The sequence below is a fragment of the Microbacterium sp. SCN 71-21 genome (genome assembly GCF_001725695.1).
GTDB lineage: Bacteria > Actinomycetota > Actinomycetes > Actinomycetales > Microbacteriaceae > Microbacterium > Microbacterium ginsengisoli.
In genome coordinates this window covers 1-3,907 of record NZ_MEGA01000124.1, presented here as the reverse complement: position 1 = coordinate 3,907, position 3,907 = coordinate 1, and the positions used below count along the sequence as shown (strand labels likewise).

The window sequence follows — 3,907 nt, the reverse complement described above, 5'->3', positions numbered from 1 at the left end:
ACGAGCCGCTCTACCTGCGCTCTCCCGACGTGACCCTGCCGGGCGCCCCGAAGCGGGTGACGGCGTGATCCGCGACGCGACCCTCGACGACCTCGCCGCCATCATGGCCCTCGAGCACGCGGCGTTCCCCACCGACGCGTGGAGCGAGCCGATGATGCGCGAGGAGCTGCGCTCGCCGCACGGGCGCTACTACGTCGTCGAGCAGGCCGGCCGTCTGATCGGCTATGCGGGGCTGCGCGCCCCGTGGGGCGGGCGCGACGGCGACGTCCAGACCATCGCGCTCGAGAGCGCGGCGCGGGGGCGGGGTCAGGGGCGAGCGCTGCTGCGGCACCTGCTCGCGGAAGCCGCCGCGCGGGGCGTCGCCGAGGTGTTCCTCGAGGTGCGCGACGACAATCCGGTCGCGCAGGCGCTGTACCGCTCCGAGGGGTTCGTCGAGGTCGGCCGGCGCCCCCGCTACTACCAGCCCGACGACGTCGATGCGATCGTGATGAGCCTGGATGTCGCCGCCTGGCGCGGCGCCGCAGAGGACACGGCCGCCGCACAGAGCCCCGCCGCCGGCGAGGGCCCCGCCGATACCGCCCGGGGAGCGTGGTGCACGTGAACCGTGACCAGCCCCTCGTGCTCGGCATCGAGACGAGCTGCGACGAGACCGGCATCGGCATCGTGCGCGGCCGCACCCTGCTGAGCAACACGATCGCGAGCTCGATGGCCGAGCACGCCCGCTATGGCGGCGTCGTGCCCGAGGTCGCGGCCCGCGCCCACCTCGAGGCGCTGCAGCCCTCGATCGCCGCCGCGCTCGCCGAGGCGGGCGTGACGCTCGCCGAGCTCGACGCGGTCGCCGTCACGAGCGGCCCGGGCCTCGCGGGTGCGCTGATGGTCGGCATCGGGGCCGCGAAGGGGCTCGCGACCGGGCTCGGCGTGCCGCTGTACGCCGTGAACCACCTGGTCGGGCACATCGCCGCCGACATCCTCGCCGAAGACGCGGCCCCGCTGGAGTACCCGACGGTCGCGCTGCTGGTCAGCGGTGGGCACACCTCGCTGCTGCTCGTGCGCGACCTCACGAGCGACGTCGAGCTTCTCGGCGAGACGATGGACGACGCGGCCGGCGAGGCGTTCGACAAGATCGCCCGCATCCTCGGGCTGCCCTACCCCGGCGGTCCCGAGATCGACAGGGCCGCGGCATCCGGAGACCCGGACGCCATCCGCTTCCCGCGCGGGCTGTCGCGGGCGTCCGATCTGCACGAGCACCGCTACGACTTCTCGTTCTCGGGGCTGAAGACGGCCGTCGCGCGCTATGTCGAGCAGCACGGAGCGGATGCCTCGGTGCCCGACATCGCGGCATCCTTCCGCGAAGCGGTGGTCGATGTCCTCGTGACGAAGGCCCTCGACGCCTGCGCCCGGTTCGACGTGCCCCGGCTCCTGCTCGGCGGCGGGGTGATCGCCAACCGGCGGCTGCGCGAGGTCGCGACGGCGCGGGCCGAGGCTGCCGGGGTCACCGTGCGCATCCCCCCGCTCAGCCTCTGCACTGACAACGGCGCGATGATCGCGGCGCTGGCCGCCGAGCTCATCGCCTCGGGCCGCGCACCCTCGACCCTCGCTTTCGGCGCGGATTCGACGCTGCCGGTGACCGAGATCCAGGTGGCCGAGGGGGTGCCCGCGTGAGCGGCGAGCGCGCGGGGGCCCCGGAGGACCGGTCCGCCGCGACGGCCGGCGGGGCGTGGCCGCTCCCGGCACACGGTGCCGACGCGGTCGAACCGCCCTCGCCCGATGTGGTGACACCGCCGGCGAGTGCGGCGCTTCCAGGCGCTCACCGTGGCGGCTTCTCGCGCGAGCTCACGGCGCCCGTCGATGTCGCCGCCCTGCAGCCCGTGCACGAGCAGACGGTCTTCGACGTGCCGGCGCCGGCGCCGGCGGTGCGTCATCCGGTGCCGCTGTCGGCGCTCGGCCTGGGCACCGCGATCATCGCGCTCGGCGCCTCTCTGGTCGTCGGATGGATGCTGCCGCTCGGCGTGCTCGCGGTCGGATTCGGCATCGCGGCCCGGCGGCGTCCGTCCCCGGGACGTGCGATGGCGATCTGGGCGATCGCGCTCGGCGCCGGGTCGATCCTCTACAGTGCGGCGTGGCTGACCTGGGCGGTCGTCGCCTCCGGCGCGCTCGGCTGACGGTCCCTCGCCGAGGGTCCCCTCGCCCGCCGACGTCGCGACCGGCGCCCGCGGCTCAGTCGTCGACGCGGTCGGCGAGCAGCGCCACCCGCCGGTCGCCGATGCGGGTGACGAACAGAGTGGCCGATTCATCGCCTCGCAGCGCGAGCGCGCGACGCAGCGCTGCCGGGTCGACGTCGACGCCCCGCTTCTTGATCTCGAGGCGGCCGATGCCGCGGGCGCGCAGCGCCTTCGCGAGCGGTTTCGTCGCGACGGGGAGCTCGTCCCGCACGCGGAAGCTCTGCACGAACGGGCTCGTGAGCGCGGCGTCCGAGGTCAGATAGGCGATGTGCGGGTCGATCGTGCCCGCCTCCAGCGCCCGCGCGACGTCGCCGATGAGGCGCGCGCGGATCACCGCCCCCTCGGGTTCGTGCAGGTAGGCGCCGACCGGGCGTGCGTCGACGTCGGGAGCGTCCCCGGCCGCCGTGATCTCGTGCACGCGCTCCCCGCGGATCACGAGTGCCGCCCGGCGCACGCCGTCGCGGGCGAGCGCGCCGGTGAAGAGCACGAGCTCGACGGTCGATCCGTCCACCGAGATCCACTGCGCCTCCGCATCCGCGGGGATCTCGGCCCGATCGAACGCGGGCCCGAGCTTGATGCCCGCGCTCGTGCGCGCCGCGAGCGGGAACACCCACTCCAGCGAGGGGGTGTACTCGGATGCCGCGACCCGCGCCTGCGCGTCGTGACCGGCGACGCGGCGGGCCGGGTCGAGCCACACGGCGTCCATGCCGCCGAGGTCCACGTCTTCGGCGCGGGCGTGACGCACCTCGACGGCATCGCCGAACGGGGCGAGGTTGTACGCGGCGACCGCCGCTGTCACCTCGTCGGCGTCGACGGCGAGGACCGACATCCCGAGCCCGGCGAAGCCGAGGCTGTCGCCGCCGATGCCGCAGCCGAGGTCCGCGACGCGCCCGATGCCGGCGTCGCGGAATCGGGCGGCATGGCGGGCGGCGACGACCGGGCGTGTCGACTGCTCCAGGCCCGCGCGGGTGAAGAGCATGCCGGCGGCGAGTTCGCCGAACTTGGCGGCGCCCCGGGCGCGCAGGTGCGCCTGCGAGACGAGCGCGGTCACGGTGTCGGGGTCGAGGCCCTCGGTCCGCAGGCGACTCACCGCGCGGGCGGTGTCGTCGGTCGTGGCGAGGGGTCCCAGCTCGTCGAGCCGGCGCAGCCCCTCGGGGGTGAGCACGGCGCGCAGCTGGTCCATCCGCATCCCGCCAGCCTAGGCCGGAGCGTCCCGCGACGAGCGCGACGGCGTATGACGTCTTCTGGCACTCGCGTTGCATGAGTGCCAGCACTTGCCTACACTGGCGTTAGCACTCTCGGTATGTGGGTGCTAACGAGTCTTCCGTCCAAGAAAGAGGTACACCGTGTCGGTTTCCATCAAGCCGCTCGAGGACCGCATCGTCATCCAGCAGGTCGAGGCCGAGCAGACCACGGCCAGCGGGCTCGTCATCCCCGACACCGCCAAGGAGAAGCCCCAGGAGGGCCAGGTCGTGGCTGTGGGCCCGGGTCGCATCGACGACAACGGCAACCGCATCCCGCTCGACGTCGCCGTCGGCGACCGCGTGATCTACAGCAAGTACGGCGGCACCGAGGTCAAGTTCGGCGCCGACGAGTACCTCGTGCTCTCGGCTCGCGACGTCCTCGCCGTCGTCGTTCGCTGATCGACTTTCCGAAGGGTCCGGATGCCGCGGCATCCGGACCCT

At 73.9% G+C, this 3,907-nt stretch carries 5 protein-coding genes; 4 read left to right on the top strand and 1 reads right to left on the bottom strand.

Going from position 1 to position 3,907, the window contains the following annotated elements:
- Nucleotides 1–103 precede the first annotated feature (103 nt).
- Genes rimI through ABT08_RS13035 form a run of 3 tightly spaced genes read left to right on the top strand, consistent with a single transcriptional unit; the run spans nt 104 to nt 2,162 of the window.
- On the top strand, nt 104–601 hold the full coding sequence (gene rimI / locus ABT08_RS13045) for a ribosomal protein S18-alanine N-acetyltransferase (RefSeq protein WP_056206103.1): 498 nt from the start codon (nt 104–106) through the stop codon (nt 599–601).
- On the top strand, nt 592–1,662 hold the full coding sequence (gene tsaD / locus ABT08_RS13040) for a tRNA (adenosine(37)-N6)-threonylcarbamoyltransferase complex transferase subunit TsaD (RefSeq protein ID WP_502685894.1): 1,071 nt from the start codon (nt 592–594) through the stop codon (nt 1,660–1,662). Before rimI ends, tsaD begins: the two co-directional genes overlap by 10 nt.
- A complete protein-coding gene (locus ABT08_RS13035; RefSeq protein ID WP_048809330.1) occupies nt 1,659–2,162 on the top strand; it encodes a hypothetical protein in 504 nt (167 codons plus the stop codon). The genes tsaD and ABT08_RS13035 overlap by 4 nt, the downstream gene beginning before the upstream one ends.
- A gap of 55 nt (nt 2,163–2,217) precedes the next feature.
- Here ABT08_RS13035 and ABT08_RS13030 read toward each other — a convergent pair whose 3' ends face one another.
- Entirely contained in the window at nt 2,218–3,411 is a 1,194-nt protein-coding gene (locus tag ABT08_RS13030) for a THUMP-like domain-containing protein (protein WP_056518707.1), read from the bottom strand.
- A gap of 157 nt (nt 3,412–3,568) precedes the next feature.
- On the opposite strand from ABT08_RS13030, the gene groES reads away from it, so the two are divergent.
- Nucleotides 3,569–3,865: a co-chaperone GroES gene (groES, locus tag ABT08_RS13025; RefSeq protein ID WP_045246613.1), complete on the top strand. Its 297-nt coding sequence runs from the start codon at nt 3,569–3,571 to the stop codon at nt 3,863–3,865.
- Nucleotides 3,866–3,907 lie beyond the last annotated feature (42 nt).

Coding starts and splice junctions, on each gene's coding strand:
- rimI (WP_056206103.1), top strand. CDS start 104: ATGGCCCTCGAGCACGCGGCGTTCCCCACCGACGCGTGGAGCGAGCCG.
- ABT08_RS13030 (WP_056518707.1), bottom strand. CDS start 3,411: ATGCGGATGGACCAGCTGCGCGCCGTGCTCACCCCCGAGGGGCTGCGC.